Source organism: Methylomonas albis (assembly GCF_014850955.1).
Lineage (GTDB): Bacteria > Pseudomonadota > Gammaproteobacteria > Methylococcales > Methylomonadaceae > Methylomonas > Methylomonas albis.
Genome location: NZ_JACXSS010000001.1, coordinates 4,126,830 through 4,142,342 on the forward strand (window position 1 = coordinate 4,126,830; position 15,513 = coordinate 4,142,342).

General features: G+C 53.7%; 8 protein-coding genes. All 8 read left to right on the forward strand.

Annotated features, from left to right (window positions below; all coding sequences use genetic code 11):
- Positions 1-58 precede the first annotated feature (58 nt).
- The 8 genes from glnE to EBA_RS18965 all read left to right on the forward strand — a co-directional run bounded on the left by glnE (position 59) and on the right by EBA_RS18965 (position 15,432).
- Complete coding sequence (gene glnE, locus EBA_RS18930) at positions 59-2,932, forward strand: bifunctional [glutamate--ammonia ligase]-adenylyl-L-tyrosine phosphorylase/[glutamate--ammonia-ligase] adenylyltransferase (RefSeq protein ID WP_192376151.1); 2,874 nt, start codon at positions 59-61, stop codon at positions 2,930-2,932.
- Positions 2,933-3,238: 306 nt separating this feature from the next.
- Positions 3,239-5,632, forward strand: coding sequence for a TonB-dependent siderophore receptor (locus EBA_RS18935; RefSeq protein ID WP_192376152.1), 2,394 nt, complete (start codon positions 3,239-3,241; stop codon positions 5,630-5,632).
- Positions 5,633-5,648: 16 nt separating this feature from the next.
- A complete protein-coding gene (locus tag EBA_RS18940; protein WP_192376153.1) occupies positions 5,649-6,233 on the forward strand; it encodes a YfiR family protein in 585 nt (194 codons plus the stop codon).
- Positions 6,234-6,236: 3 nt separating this feature from the next.
- Positions 6,237-10,079 (forward strand): PAS domain S-box protein, encoded by a 3,843-nt coding sequence (locus EBA_RS18945; RefSeq protein WP_192376154.1) that lies wholly within the window; start codon positions 6,237-6,239, stop codon positions 10,077-10,079.
- Positions 10,072-12,819 carry an EAL domain-containing protein gene (locus EBA_RS18950; protein WP_225616372.1) on the forward strand — a complete coding sequence of 916 codons (2,748 nt, stop codon included), beginning with the start codon at positions 10,072-10,074 and terminating at the stop codon, positions 12,817-12,819. The genes EBA_RS18945 and EBA_RS18950 overlap by 8 nt, the downstream gene beginning before the upstream one ends.
- 35 nt (positions 12,820-12,854) lie before the next feature.
- Positions 12,855-13,064 carry a hypothetical protein gene (locus EBA_RS18955; RefSeq protein ID WP_192376156.1) on the forward strand — a complete coding sequence of 70 codons (210 nt, stop codon included), beginning with the start codon at positions 12,855-12,857 and terminating at the stop codon, positions 13,062-13,064.
- 61 nt (positions 13,065-13,125) lie between these two features.
- The gene (locus EBA_RS18960; protein WP_192376157.1) at positions 13,126-13,758 is read left to right on the forward strand and encodes a ribonuclease T2 family protein; all 633 of its coding nucleotides are present in this window, start codon (positions 13,126-13,128) and stop codon (positions 13,756-13,758) included.
- Positions 13,759-13,782: 24 nt separating this feature from the next.
- Positions 13,783-15,432, forward strand: a complete 1,650-nt coding sequence (locus EBA_RS18965; protein WP_192376158.1) for a phospholipase D-like domain-containing protein — start codon at positions 13,783-13,785, stop codon at positions 15,430-15,432.
- Positions 15,433-15,513: the final 81 nt, after the last annotated feature.

A 15,513-nucleotide genomic window follows, 5' to 3' on the forward strand; every position in this document is an offset into this window, starting at 1 on the left:
GGTAGCGTACGCAGTTTAGGTATCATGCTGCTTCCGTTCTCCCGTCAGGATGCCGCCTATGCCACTTCTCGATTCGCTATCTCAACACACGGTACTTTTGCCGGGTGAACTACAGGCGCTGACGGCCGACTTTTGCACACAGCTCGACGAAAAGCTTAGTCCAGAACATCTGCAAATTTTCGACAACGCGGTATTTTCCGCGTCGGTGCTAAAAGTCTGCGCTTGCAGCCAGTTCATTAGCGAAAGCTGGCTGCGACATCCCAATCTAATTCCGGACCTGGTGACATCGACCGATTTATTCTCCCCTTTGCGCCGCGCCGATTACGCCGCCGCACTGCAACAAAGCGGCAAGGCCGACGGCGAACCCGCATTGGCCAAGCAATTGCGCTTATTCCGCCGCCGAGAGATGATCAGAATCGCTTGGCGTGATTTGGCCGGCTGGTCCGATCTGGATGAAACCCTAGCAGACCTGACCGCATTGGCGGAAACCTGCATCCAAACCGCGCTGGATTTTTTATACCGCCAGGCATGCCAGCGTTGGGGGACGCCGACATTGACAGACGGCACACCGTTCAATATCGTGGTACTGGGCATGGGCAAACTCGGCGCCTGGGAACTGAATTATTCCTCCGACATCGACCTGATCTTCGCCTACGCCGAAGACGGCGTGCTGACCGAAAAAAAAGAAATCAGTTACGGCGAATTCTTTACCCGCATCTGCCGTGCACTAGTCAAAATGCTCGACGAAATCACCGTGGACGGTTTTGTGTTCCGCACCGACGTGCGCCTGCGGCCATTCGGCGATAGCGGCCCGTTGATCATGAATTTCGATGGCATGGAACAGTACTATCTGACGCAAGCCAGAGAATGGGAACGCTATGCGATGATCAAAGCCCGGCAAGTGGCCGGCGACTTCGATACCGGCAAACAGTTAGCGGCGCTGATCAAGCCGTTTGTCTATCGCCGCTATCTGGATTACGGTGCTTTCGAGGAGCTCCGCTCCTTAAAATTTCAGATTGCCCAAGAACTAAAACGCCGCGACCGTGCCGACAATGTCAAACTCGGCCCCGGCGGCATCCGCGAAGTGGAGTTCATCGGCCAGGCCTTTCAATTGATTCGCGGCGGCCAGGACGTCGCCTTGCAGCAGCGCGAAATTCAGACCATCCTCACCGTCCTGGAAGAACTGGGCTTGATGAACGTTGAGGACGTGGCGAGCTTAAAATTTGCCTACCGGTTTTTGCGACGCGTGGAAAACCATATTCAGCAATACCAGGACAAACAAACTCACGATTTGCCCGGCAATCCACTGGCGCAACGGATTCTGGCGTATTCGCTGGACTTCGAGGATTGGAGCGCATTCAAAGCCGAGTTGGACCAAGTGCGCGAATCGGTGCAGGAGATTTTCGAACAAGTGTTTTCGCTGAGTGAACAAGACAACAAACAGCAAAGCGCGCGCTTGATCTGGTCCAGCCGCGCTGACAACGAGTTGGCGCTGGAAGCGCTGGCCGACTACGGCTTTGCCGACCCACTGAGCATCCAAAATACGCTCGTCGCTTTCAAAGAGTCGCACGCCATTAAACGCATGACCAGCAAAGGGGCCGCGGTCTTGGACCGCTTGCTGCCGCAACTGATAGAGCAAGTAGCAAACAGCGACAATGCCGATGCGACCTTTCTGCGTATTTTGGATCTATTCGAAGCCGTGGCCGGCCGTAACGTGTATCTGGCCTTACTGGCCGAGAATCCGGATGCGCTGAATCAGCTGATCAAGCTGGCGGCTGCCAGTCCGTGGATTTGCGAGTATCTGTCGCTATATCCGATTTTGTTCGACGAACTGCTGGACACCCGTTCGCTCTATGACCCGCTGCAAAAACAGGCTTTGCGTGAGGAGTTAGAACGCGACCTGGCCCGCGTCGATACCCAGGACAGCGAACAACTGATGATAGCGCTGCGCCAGTTCAAGCATCTGAACGTGTTACGGGTAGCTGCCGCCGACATCATGGGGGTAATACCGGTGATGATCGTCAGCGACTATTTAACCTGGACCGCCGAGGCCATTCTCGAGCAGGTATTGCAATGCGCCTGGCACATGCTGGTCAGCAAGCATGGCCACCCGCCCGGCACCGGCCCTGATCCGCAGAACTTTGCGATCATTGCCTTCGGTAAATTCGGCGGTATCGAACTGGGCTATGGCTCCGATCTGGATTTGGTATTTTTATACGCGTGTGCCGACGGTGATGCGCAAACCAACGGCGAAAAGCCCATCAACTCCGGCCAGTTTTATTTACGTCTGGGTCAAAAAATCCGCCACATTCTGGACACCAAAATGCTGTCCGGCATCCTTTACGAAGCCGACTTACGCTTGCGGCCCAACGGCGACTCCGGCTTGCTGGTCACGCATATCGACCATTACGAAGCCTATTTAAAAAACGAAGCCTGGACCTGGGAGCACCAAGCCTTGGTTCGCGGCCGTTTCGTAGCCGGCGACGAGGACTTAAAGCACAGCTACGCAGCGATACGCGGCCGGATTTTAGCCTTGCCCAGAGAGCGCGAAGCATTAAAAACCCAGGTGCGGGAGATGCGTGAAAAAATGCGCGACAACTTGGCCCCAAAAGACCCGGCGGTATTCGATCTGAAACAAAGCCAGGGCGGTATCGCCGACATCGAATTCATCGTCCAGTTCGGCGTGCTGGCCGAAACCGCGCATCAGCCGACTCTCGCCACTTACACCGACAACGTCCGCTTGCTGGAAGGCCTGCAACAGCAAGGTTTTATCTCCCCGGTGGATGCCGCGCTGTTAAAGCGGGCCTACTGCGCCTATCGCGATTACGGTCACCATCAGGTTCTGCAAGGGCTCAGCGCAACGGCGCACGCTGACGAATTTCACGAACTGCGCGCGGAGGTGGAACGGCTTTGGCAGCAGTTTATACAGTAATCTTATAGCCGGTCGAGCGCCAGCCATTTCAGAGTACGGCCGCGACTTTAGATGCCAAACAAAAACGTATTTTCCGCTTGATCCGTATCAAATAGCACGCATGTACCAAGGCCCTGCCGGCTAATTTGGCGCCGGATTATCGCTGCCATAATGTCGATAATCCGGCATTCGTCAAACCTAGCAAAACATTGCGGCCTACATAACTCGCGTGCTAGCATGATTTGGTTACGAGTCGACACTGTACCTGCACTATCTGGCGTTGACTTTAAGATGACAACAGAGTCTTCAACTTAATTCGGGGGCCGCATGCATGACAGTTGGCGAGAATTCGGCGGACGCGCAGCAATCACGGTCGCTCTTACTTTAAGCTTGCAGCATGCGCGGGCGGAAGAACCCAGCTTGCCGACAGCCCAGGCACAGCTCACTGCAAGCGATGATTCGGCGAAAAAAAGCGTCGCCGATATGGACATCGACGAGTTGGTCAACGTCAAAGTCTCACCTTTCGTAGTATCCAGCCAACTCGATAAAGGCTATCTTGCCTCAAATTCGGTATCCGCCTCGCGTTTCGACACCCCTATCCGCGACCTGCCGTTTGCGATACAGGCCTTTACCGAATCCTTCATCAAGGATCAAAAACCCCGCGATATTTTCGACATCGCCCGCTATTCTCCGGGGGTCACTTATCGCAGCAACGATTTCAACGAGGGCAACGCCAACCTGGCAATACGCGGTTTCGCGGTGGGTTCGCTGGCCGGCGGCAATATCCAGACGCTGCGCGACGGAGTGCATGGACCGTCGATTCTCGATTTCACCAATGTTTCGCGGGTGGAGGTGCTTAAGGGACCTGCGTCGTTTCTATACGGCCAAGTCGCACCGGGTGGCATTGTCAACGTCATCACCAAAAACCCGCAACGCCGATTTGCCGCCAACGCTGATGCCCGCTACGGCTCCTACGGCGAATACCGTTTCGATGTCGATGTTACCGGGCCGGCATCGAGGACACTAGCCTACCGGTTGGCGGCTTCCTACGACCAGGACATGCATTACTGGGACGCTTACGACGCCCAGTCCTGGAACATTTCGCCGTCCTTGCTCTGGCAACCCAGCGACCGGCTAAGCGTGACGCTAAAGTATGAACATTTCGAAAAAATCGAAGAGCCGCAATTGATGCAAAAACCCGGCTACGGCACCTGGGCCGGTATTGTGCCTAGCGCGTCCGATCCCAACCTTTCCGCTGTCGACGTGCCGGGCTTGGCGGACAACTGGAACAGCATGGCTTATACGGATTATCGGCATAGTAATACCCACAATTTCAGCACCTGGATAGATTTCAAAGCCGACGAACATTGGAATCTGCGTACCGGCTATTCGCATCTGGAATACGATGTGGATGCGCTGTTTACCGGTAATCTCGGTATGGCGAACAACAGCACGCTGATGCAGGGCCGCCGCGTCAGACAGCAAACCTATAGCAACCGCGACGACACCGTAGAAGTCCAGGGCGTCGGCAAATATGACTTGGGCTTCGCCAGCCTACGCCTGTTGCTTGGCGGCCAATATATCGACCGCAACTTCCAGCGCGAGGGTGGTCAGGCCCCCAACGACCCAGCCTTGGGTAGTATTCCTACCGGCTCGCCGCTACCGCTGTGGGACTTGAGCAACCCTTTTACTTGGAACCGCAACACGTCAATTCCGTTGTCGCAAATGACCACCGGTCGCTTCGACCAGAACGTAAATGCCGTGGACAAGTCGGTTTATGGCGGCTCGACCTTTGGCTTTTTCGACGACCGCTTGCTGGTGTTGACCGGTTGGCGCTGGACGGAGACGGAAAACCTGTTTACCGACCGCCTGATTAACCAGTCTCTGCCCAACACCACCGTCAGCCGGGTTACCCCTCAATACGGGGTGTTGTACAAATTGACGCCCGAATGGTCGTTGTTCGGCAGCTATTCCGAGTCCTTCGTGCCTAATTCCTTCCCGATCAACAATATCGACGGCACCAGTTCTATTCCTAAATCGACAGAAGGCCAAGGCTTCGATGCCGGCATCAAGGCCGAATTGTTCGATGGGCGTTTGTCCAGCACGCTGACGTATTTCGATATCGAAAACAAAAACATCGTCAACGACTTGGCCGTGACCAATGCCAGCGGCGTGACGACAATCTACGGCGTTGCCAGCGGCATACAACGCTCCCTTGGCATAGAGTGGGATGCCACCGCCAGACTGACCGACAATTGGCAACTGTATTTGTCCTATACCTATATGGACGCCAAGATCACCGAATTCACCGGTCGCGACGATACTATCCTGGCCCAGGACCCCAACACACTGGATGCCGCCGGCCAAGCCAATTACAAGAACGTACTGCGCTATCACAATGCGCCGTTGCAGATGAGCGCGCCGCATCTGGCCAACCTCTGGACCCGCTACGATTTCAGTACGGAAGCGCTACGCGGGCTGCACATCGGCGGCGGCGTCAACTTCGTCTACGATCAGACTTTATTACCCGATTCACCCAAGTCCGCCCATCAAACCTATGCGCTGCTCAACGCCTTGGTCGGCTATACCTGGAACGTCGGCGGCCATAGCATGAGCGTGGATTTGCTGGGCAAAAACCTACTCGACGAGCAATACCGACCCTCGCAAAGTAGCCGAGGCCGGCCACGCGAGTTGATGGTCAATTTCTCAGTCAAGTTTTGATTTCGGCGCAATAGCCATGAAACCAGCAAAACCCAACATACCGGGCTTTTTGTCGGGATTTAGCGGCATCGCCTTGCTGATGCTTGCCCTGCTTTTGCCCGACCGGCTCACGGCCCAGGAAAACCCTTACACTGTCAAAGCGGCTTTTTTACGGAATTTCACCCACTATATCAGTTGGCCGGACCATACTTTTCCGAACAACGGCGCCGCATGGCATATCGGCATATTGGGCCAGGACCCCTTCGGCGCCACATTGGAGGCTACTTTTCAAAATCGCACCGAACAAAGCCACCCATTCGAAATCTTCCGCGCTGAGCAACTGGAGGATTTACCGCCTTGCCAAATCATCTTCATCGCGTACCAGGACGGCGCAAAACGCCGGGCAGCGCTGATAAAATTGCGAAATAAACCGGTATTGACGGTGGGCGATGCGGAGGAATTTCTACTCGATGGCGGAATCATACAATTCCAGGTCACGGATAGAGTGCGGATGGGGGTTAACCTCGACCAGGCGCGAGCCAGCTCACTCACTATCCAGACCAAAATGCTTGAAGTGTCCACCGACATTCTGGAGAACGGCGAATTACGCCGCATGAGATAAACCATGGCGAAACATTTGAACATTCACAACAGACTGGCATTGGTGCTCTGGGGTGCAGCGCTACTCGCATTCGTGGTGGCGGGTGTCGGTTTTTTGCTTTTCGAACATCTCACGCTGGAAAATCGCGCCCGGCAAATTATGACGCCCTACGCGCAGTTGGTATCGGTGGGTACCGACGCCGCAATAGCCTTTGAGGATACGCAACGGGCTCAGGAAATTCTCGACACCCTAAAAGCCAATCCACAAATATTGGCGGCGGCCATTTACCTGGCGGACGGCCGACTATTGGCGGGGTTCGACCGGCTATCCGCGCCACAAACATCTATCTCGTCCCAAGCCGACGGCATCTACCTAAGCGCTAATCGCGCCGAATGGCTGCAATCTTTGCCGCACAATGCGCGCTTACGCCTTAACATGGATTTGGACCAGCTTGGACGGCAAGCGCGGCAAGTCTTATGGTTTTTAGGTGGCGGCGTACTGGTGTTGCTGCTGGCGACTTGGGGACAATTGCTGGTCTTGAAGCGGACCATCGCGCAGCCCATCGCTATCTTGACCAATGCCACCGAACGCGCGCGAACCCGTGCGGATTACCGGCAACAAGTGCCGCTGGCAAGTACCGACGAATTGGCGACCCTGGGCCGAAACTTTAACGCCATGCTCGATGCGATACAGGAACGGGAAGATGCCTTGCACCGACTCAGCGCCTTTCAACGCGCGATATTGGACAATGTAGCCTACGGCATCATTTCAACCACACCCGAAGGTTTGGTCACCAGCATCAATCCTGCTGCCGAACGCCTGTTGGGTTACAGTGCGGAGGAGATTATCGGCAAATATACACCCGCTCTTTGGCACGACCCGGAGGAGATCGTGTGGCGGGCGCGGGAACTATCCAGGGAAAGCGGCGAAACCATCCCGCCGGGCTTCGAGGTATTTACAATCCATCCACTCCAGCGCGAATCGGAAGAAAGAGAGTGGACCTTTATTTGTAAGAACCGCAGCCGAGTGCCAGTCAACTTATCGGTAACGGCGCTACAAGACGAAAATGGCGAAATCAGTGGCTTTGTCGGCTTGGTTTACGATCTTTCCGAACGCAAGCGCGACCGGAATCAACTCAATTTATTGAACTTCGCGCTGGACAAGGTCAAAGAAACGATTTTTCTAATGGGTGAAAACGATCCCCATTTCCTCTACGCCAACCACAGTGCCGCGTTGACATTGGGATACAGTTGCGAGCAGCTCACCAGCGGCATGGGGGTATACGACATCGACCCGACCTGGACCGAGGACGTTTGGCAGAAATTCTGGCCTGAGTTCCGTGATCGTAAGCAAATGCAATTCGAAACGGTACACCGTGCGCGCGACGGACACACTTTTTCGGTGGAAGTGGCCGGTAACTATTTCGAATACGACGGCAAGGTCTACAACTTGGCCATTTGCCGAGACATTAGCGAACGCAAACAAATCGAACTAGAGCGCCAGACCAATCTGCATTTTTTTCAAAGCAAGGCGTCGATCAACCAGGCGATACAGCAAGCGAGCAGCCTTGAACAAATGATGAGCGATGTGCTCGATACCGTGCTGGGCATCTTTGACTGTGACCGTGCTTATCTTTTGTTTCCTTGCGATCCGGAGAGGTCAGCATGGTCGATAGCGATGGCGCGTTGTAAGCCGGACTATCCAGGGCTGTTAGCGTCTAAGCTGGAAATGCCTATGGACCCGGATATTGCAGAAACATTCCGTATCCTGCTTGCTGCCGACGGACCGGTAAAATTCGAACCCGAATCCCCGTATTCATTGCCAACGGACACGTCCGAGCACTTCCAATTCAAGAGTTTTATGGCCATGGCTATTCACCCTAAAGTGGGCGAGCCTTGGATTTTTGGAATCCACCAGTGCTTACATGCCCGTACCTGGACTGCAGATGAGTTGAGACTCCTTCAGGAAATCGGCAGACGCTTGACCGACGGGCTGACCGGTTTGCTATCGCAACGAGATTTACAAGCTAGCGAAACCAGATACCGCCGCATCGTGGATACGGCCAACGAGGGCATTTGGGTATTGGGGGCGGATGCCAATACCAGTTTCGTCAATGCCAGAATGGCCGAAATGCTGGGCTATGCCATTGAGGACATGCGCGGAAGGCCGATGACCGACTTCATGTTTGCGGACGATATCCCCGATCATATGCAAAAAATGGAAAATCGCCGCCGTGGGCGGGCCGAGCAATACGAACGCCGTCTTTACAATAAGGCCGGACAAGTAGTGTGGACCTTGGCATCCGCCGCTCCCAACTTTGATGACGAACAGCATTTTCTGGGTTCGTTCGCGATGCTCACCGACATTACCGAGCGTAAACAAGCGGAGGAAGCGCTGCGCCAGCACAAAAACCGCTTGGAAGAAACCGTTCAACAACGTACCGCGGAATTATTACTGGCCCGCGATGCCGCCGAAGCAGCCAACAAGGCCAAGAGTACATTCCTGGCCAATATGAGCCACGAATTGCGTACGCCGTTAAACGCGATCATGGGATTTTCCAATATTCTGCGCAAAAACCTCAAGCTCGATAGCGATGACCGGCGCAATATTGACATCATCAACCGCAGTGGCGAACACTTGCTGACCTTGATAAACGATGTATTGGAAATGGCAAAGATCGAAGCCGGACGCGTGCAACTGGACTCGGCAGCCTTCGATCTGGGAGAAACGGTGACCGATGTATTGGATATGATGCAAGTCCGCGCCACCGAAAAAAACCTGGAACTAGTCATCGATCAATCCTCTACATTTCCGCGTTACATCGTCGGCGACCAGGCGCGTTTACGCCAAGTGTTGATCAATTTAGTCGGCAACGCCTTGAAATTTACCCAGCATGGCAGCGTTAGCATTCGCTTGAAAACGCGGAATAATTCGCGCGCGCACTTGATGATAGACATCGAAGATACGGGGTTGGGCATTTCCCCTGAAGATCAACAACGAGTGTTCGAACCCTTCGTACAAGTCGGCCCGCTGGCCGACAATAAAGGCACGGGTCTGGGTCTGAGCATCTCCAGGCAATTTGTAGAATTAATGGGCGGCGAAATCAGCCTGGACAGCCAGCCAGGTGTGGGCTCGCTGTTCCGCGTGGACCTGCCCTTGCAACTCGCCGAAGCGAGCGACATAAGCCAACTCAACAGCGCAGACGAACGCGAGGTGTTGGGGCTTGCCCCCGGACAAAGCGACTACCGGATACTCATCGTTGAAGATCAACAGGAAAATCAATTATTGCTCACCCATCTTATGGAGAGCGCGGGGTTCCGTGTCATGCAGGCCGACAACGGCGAACAAGGGGTGGCAATTTTCCAAGCATGGCAACCGCACTTAATCTGGATGGATAGACAAATGCCGATAATGGACGGCACGCAAGCCGCCAAAATTATTCGCGCCTTACCGGGAGGCGACGCGGTAAAAATCGTCGCGGTGTCGGCTTCGGCTTTTGAAGAACAGCGCGCGGAGATGTTGGAGGCCGGCATGAACGACTTTGTGCGCAAACCCTTCCGTGCGGCTGAAATTTATGACTGTCTGGTCAAACAATTGGGAATCCGCTTTATTTACGCGGACAAATTCAAGCCGGAGTCAGCTAACATAACTTTCCGGGCGGAAATGCTGTCGGTATTGCCGAAGGAACTGCGCCAGGCTTTGGCAACGGCACTCACCAGCTTGGATAGCGACCGCATCGATCAAGTCATTCAACAGATTGGCGACAGTGATCGGACCTTGCAGTCCGCCCTTGCCCAACTCGCTGAAAATTATAATTATCCTGCCATACTGAAAGCCTTACGGCTTTATGAAAACGATCATGACTAACAGGAAAAGCAATATTTTGGTGGTAGACGATACCCCGGCGTCCCTGAAGCTATTGTCAGACTTGCTTAAGGCCGAAGGATACGAGGTACGTTCCGCCATTAACGGCGAACTAGCCATCGAATCGGCCATCCGCAATCCGCCGGAACTCATGCTTCTGGATATTTTGATGCCGGTTATGGGCGGCTTTGAAGTCTGCCGCCGACTGAAAGCACATCCGGCCACCTGCCAGGTGCCCGTTATATTTGTCAGCGCGCTGTCCGAAACGGACGAAAAAGTGCAAGGCTTTGCGCTGGGTGCCGTGGACTTTGTTACCAAACCGTATCAACGCGACGAACTGCTGGCCCGAGTCCGCACGCACTTGGAAATCGTTAACCTACGCGACCATCTTGAAGAGTTAGTTGAAGAACGTAACAGCGAACTCAGAAAAAGCCAGGAGATGCTGCAGGCCTCTCTGCAGGATTCGATGCTAGCTAACACCCATCTGCGCACACTGGTACAGACTATTCCCGATCTGATCTGGTTAAAAGACCCCGACGGTGTTTATCTGGCGTGTAATCGACAATTCGAACGCTTGTACGGCGCCCTAGAAGCAGACATTATCGGCAAAACGGATTATGACTTCGTCACCCAGGAACTGGCCGATTTTTTCCGTAGAAATGACCATAGGGCAGCATCAGCCAACAAAGTGTGCGCCAACGAAGAATGGTTGAGTTTCGCGGACAACGGCTATCGCGGCTTGTTTGAAACATTGAAAAGTCCAATGCTTGATCAAAACGGCAAATTGATAGGTGTGCTGGGTATTGCCCGCGACATCAGCGAGCGCAAGTTAGCCGAAGCGAAAATCCAACGGCACATGCATCTTTACGCGGCCTTGAGCCAGGGTAATAAAATCATCGCGCACTGTACCGACGAAGCGGAATTGTTTCTGCGCATTTGCCGCGCTGCCGTGGAACTGGGCGGCATGAAAATGGCGTGGATCGGCCTGATTGATGCCGCCCAAGCCAAGATTCGCCCCGTCGCCAGTTTTGGCAAAGGTGCCGAGATATTAGAACGCCTGGAAATTTCGCTGGATCCCGACAGTCCGTTTGGCAACAGCCCTACCAGCATGGCTATTAGGCAAGAAAGCCCTGTTTGGTGCCAGGACTTTATGAACGATCCGTTCACTGCACCCTGGCGGGAAGAAGGTGCCCGAGCCGGTTGGGCGGCATCAGCCTCTTTACCCTTGCGCCGCAACGGCGTCGTGACAGGTGCATTTATTCTCTACGCCGACGAAATCAATGCCTTCGACGATGCCGCTCGCGACCTGCTAATCGAAATGTCGATGGATATTAACCTAGCACTCGACAACTTTAGTCGCGCACTCGCACAAAAACAGGCTGAAGCTGAAATCGAACGGCTGGCGTTTTACGATCCGTTGACGAATCTGCCGAATCGCCGCCTGCTTTATGACCGTTTAAAACAAGCGATTGCCAATAATGCCCGCTCCGGCAATCACGTCGCCGCTTTGTTTATCGACTTGGATAATTTTAAAACCCTTAACGATACCAGGGGCCATACCATCGGCGATCTGTTACTGATAGAAGTGGCCTGTAGGCTGGAAACGTGCCTGCGGGAAGGCGACACTGTCGCAAGACTCGGCGGCGATGAATTCGTAGTGATTCTAAACGGGCTGGACGAAGACCCTACGCACGCCGCCAGCCAAGCCAAAACAGTCGGCAACAAAATACTGTCTACCGCAAGCCAGCCCTATCAGTTAAGCGGCTATCAGCACCATTGCTCGGCTAGCATGGGCATCGGTTTATTTCGCCACGCGGAAACGACGACGGAAGAAATATTGAAATGTATCGATACCGCGCTATATCAAGCCAAACGGGGCGGACGCAATAGTCTGTCGTTCTACGATCCGGCGATGCAAGCCACCCTGGAGATTCGTGCCGCCTTGGAAAACGATCTGCGCCAAGCTTTGGAAGAAAACCAGTTCCAACTCTATTACCAGATGCAGGTTAACCAAATAGGCCAAATTCTCGGCGCCGAAGTGCTAATACGCTGGCTACACCCGCAACGCGGCCTGGTATCACCCCTGGAATTTATCGAACTGGCCGAGGAAACCGGGCAAATTTTACCCATCGGCAAATGGGTAATCGAGACGGCTTGCGCCCAGCTAAAAACCTGGGAAAACCAACACCGGTTCGCCAATTTGCAGCTGGCTGTTAACGTCAGCGCCCCGCAATTTCATCAAAACGACTTCGTTGAACACATAAGACATACCTTGCAACACTATCGGCTGAACCCCGAGAGACTCAAACTCGAACTCACCGAAAGCCTGGTGCTGGATGACATCGAAGATACCATCACCAAAATGCAGCAACTCAGGGAAATCGGCGTGCGTTTCTCGATGGACGACTTTGGTACCGGCTATTCATCCCTGTATTACCTGACTAAATTACCGATTGACCAATTGAAAATCGACCAGTCTTTTGTGCAAAACATCGGCATTACCCAAAACGATGGGGTCATCGTACAAACCATCATCGGCATGGCCAATAACTTGGGTATCGAAAGTCTGGCCGAAGGCGTAGAGACAGAAGAACAACGCGCCTTCCTGGAACAACACGGTTGTAATTTTTATCAAGGCTATTTATTCAGTAGACCGCTACCGCTAAATCAATTTGAAGAGCGGTTTATCGCGGCTAATACGGAACAATCCGCCGCAAGCCATGTATCGACTGGCATTAATTAGTCATCTAGACGATTTTCCGTTGACTGGGCGAACCTGTGCTGAGCGAAGCCGAAGTAGCTGAAGTCAACCGTTCGCTTCGACTCCGCTCAGCGAACGACCTATTTGGCATTTCTAATGGGTACAAACTTTCTCAAAAATCACCTATTAGCCGCGACGAACGACAACAAGGTTGGCCAAAGGCGGAGCGCCATATCACTATCATCGAACGCATGCGCGGCCAGCCTGCTAAAATCAATTCGGCATAAATCTCGCCCCGATCACAGACAAATCTCTAAGCGCAACCATACCCATAGAAGGAAGAAATCAATGAAATACTTTCTGCTACTGCTTCTAGCGGCTTTTGCAGCCAACGCTCTTGCCAACGGCAAACCCGGCAAATTCGACGGTTATATGCTGGCTTTGTCGTGGTCCCCCACTTATTGCGAAGAACAACCCAAAGACTGGGAGCAATGCGGCAAGAAACTGGGCTTGGTACTGCATGGCTTATGGCCGCAATACAATGTCGGCTATCCGAGCTTTTGCACTAAGGAAGCCTATGCAGCCAGCCAGGCCCAGGCTTTTCCTGAGCTATATCCCTCCGAATTCCTGTTCGAACATGAATGGGAAAAACACGGCACCTGTTCCGGACTGACACAAACCGGCTATTTTCAATTATCGCAAGCGCTGAAAGGCAAAGTTGCCATCCCGGAAGCCTACCAGCAGCCAAAAACGCCTTTTAGAACAAGCTCGGACGGCTTGAAAACCGCCTTTACCGAGGCCAATCCTTGGCTGCAGGAACAGGCTATCGCAGCGTTCTGTAGCGGAGGCGGACGGTTTTTTAAAGAAATATTCGTATGTCTGGACAAACGCGGCGCAGCAACCAGTTGCGGTGCCGACATCGTAAAAAATGCCGCCAAGTCTTGCGGGCAAAAAGATTTTTTAGTGCGGAATATCAAATAAGCATTTATCGATGAGGAGACGCCCATGCGTAGCGAAATCGAAATCAGTCCAAACGGTTTACAAGTCAGAGCGATTGCCGGCACTTACGTGGTGCTGTTGGCTTTTACTTGCCCGAAAGCCTATTGCGTTGGCTTACTGGGCTTCGGCATTCGCCGGGAAGACCATGAAAACGGCGAGGTGACTTGGCTGCGCGGATTGAAACGCTTCGACCTGCCGGGTGACGCCGGCTACAACGTCAGCACTCGCGACCATCCGATCCAGAAATTTCATTGGGGCGACTATACCGCTAAACCCGGCCGTACTTATACTTACACCGTACACGCGCGGTCGGGGAAACCGGGCGCGTTAAAGACTTTCGAATCCCTTGCCCTGCAAGTCAGTTGTGAACAGCCCACCGCGATTGGCACAAAAGGCCATGCCGTGCATTTCAATCGCAGCGCGGCCGCCAGCCAAGCCTTTGCCTCGCGCTTTCCGCACTTGCCGGCCGGCGAAATCGTCGATGTCAACGCCCGTCGCTGGCTATCGCGCGGCCTGGAAGAAGCGCTGATCGCCTATATCGACGCGGCCAAAGCCAAACAGGGTTTGCATTTATTTTTATACGAATTTGCCAAAGACGCGTTTTTCGAGGCACTGAAACGCGCCAAGCTACGCAAGGTCAGGCTGCAGATTTTGTACGACGGCTTACTGGACGCCAAAGGCGATGGCCCCTCGCTAGACGCCATACCGCAGATCAAAAAATACGGTTTGAAAAGCATCTGTAAAGCCCGCACCGGCGCCGGCTTGAATATCTCTCATAATAAATTCATGGTTCTGAGCGACACCCAGGGCAAGCCGGTTTCGGTGTGGACCGGCTCTACCAACTTCACCGATGGCGCCATTTACGGACAATCCAACGTCGGCCATGTCATCAGCGATGCAGCGGTTGCTAAACAATATTTCGATTGGCATCAAACCGTCTGGACAACCCCAAGCTTAGCCGGTGCGGACTCGCGGAAAATGGCGATGAGTTTAACGCAAACGCCGGCCGGCACTTCCCCCGGTTCGTATCTCGTGCTGAGCCCGCGCAAAACCACTGAAGCCATCAGCGAATGCGCGGAATGGGTAACCGCCAGCAAACGCCTGATCTGTTTTACCGCGCCGTTTGCGATGCACGACGACTTGGAAGCCGCGCTGGCCGGCGCGCCTGCGCATGTTCTGGGCTTGTTGAATACCAACGGCGTAGTCGGCAAAGCCTTGCACAATGCCCCCAACACCCAACTGGCGGCCAGCGCCGCCATCGACGAGCAATCCATCCTGGAAGCCTGGCAAGGCCGATTATTAGCCGAGTCCAAACATCATTCCGGCGTGCATGTGCATACCAAAATACTGCTGGTGGACCCACTTTCCGACAATCCTTTGGTCGTCACCGGTTCGGCCAACTTCAGCACTAACTCCTGCCGCTATAACGACGAAAATCAATTATTTATCGTTGGCGATACAGCGGTCGCCGACGTTTATTTGGGCGAGTTCGTGCGCATGTTCGACCATTATTATTTTCGCGACTATGTCGACTGGGTGGCCAAACAGCAGAAGATAGATCCCCAAGCCGGCTTTCTGGACCCTAGCGACCAATGGGCATTACGCTTTTTCGACGGCGGCGAACGCGAAGCGGCACGGTTGGCGTTTTTTGGTTGAGATTGGCATATTAGTGACGGACAAAATGGCTGGGCATGTTGGTCTCGGTTCGGCCATTATCTCCGAACCTTGAAATCGTCG

Excerpts from the sequence above, each read along its gene's own strand:
- EBA_RS18950 (WP_225616372.1), top strand. The coding sequence starts at position 10,072 with ATGACTAACAGGAAAAGCAATATTTTGGTGGTAGACGATACCCCGGCG.
- EBA_RS18940 (WP_192376153.1), top strand. The coding sequence starts at position 5,649 with ATGAAACCAGCAAAACCCAACATACCGGGCTTTTTGTCGGGATTTAGC.
- EBA_RS18965 (WP_192376158.1), top strand. The coding sequence starts at position 13,783 with ATGCGTAGCGAAATCGAAATCAGTCCAAACGGTTTACAAGTCAGAGCG.
- EBA_RS18960 (WP_192376157.1), top strand. The coding sequence starts at position 13,126 with ATGAAATACTTTCTGCTACTGCTTCTAGCGGCTTTTGCAGCCAACGCT.
- EBA_RS18935 (WP_192376152.1), top strand. The coding sequence starts at position 3,239 with ATGCATGACAGTTGGCGAGAATTCGGCGGACGCGCAGCAATCACGGTC.
- glnE (WP_192376151.1), top strand. The coding sequence starts at position 59 with ATGCCACTTCTCGATTCGCTATCTCAACACACGGTACTTTTGCCGGGT.
- EBA_RS18945 (WP_192376154.1), top strand. The coding sequence starts at position 6,237 with ATGGCGAAACATTTGAACATTCACAACAGACTGGCATTGGTGCTCTGG.